General features: G+C 73.2%; 1 protein-coding gene. It reads right to left on the reverse strand.

The window, feature by feature from the left end:
• Positions 1–321: hypothetical protein (locus tag FUT87_RS29945; RefSeq protein ID WP_222617116.1), on the reverse strand; the 321-nt coding region annotated here is incomplete at both ends.

Below are 321 nucleotides of genomic sequence, written 5' to 3' on the forward strand. Positions count from 1 at the left end.
CGGGCCTGCTCGGCGGACAGTTCCCGGATCGCCTCGATGCTCAGGCAGTCGGCGCGGGTCAGGCGGGAGATGGCCATCGGACTGAGGGCTTTCAGCGCCTCGGGCGTGATGGCGGCGATGGCACTGGCCGAGAGCGCGCCGTAGTTGGAGATCGCGGCCAGTTGCGCCGGCGTCATCGCGCCCACGGTGGTCGCGCTCAGGCCGAGCTGGGCCGAGTTGGACCATTGGGTGACCGCGCCCGGCGTGATCGCCGCGATGGCGGCCGGCGACAGGGCGTTGATCCAGGCGGCGCTCGCGGTGGCCCAGCCGTTGCGCAGGGCG

It is taken from the genome of Mitsuaria sp. TWR114, assembly GCF_007997345.1.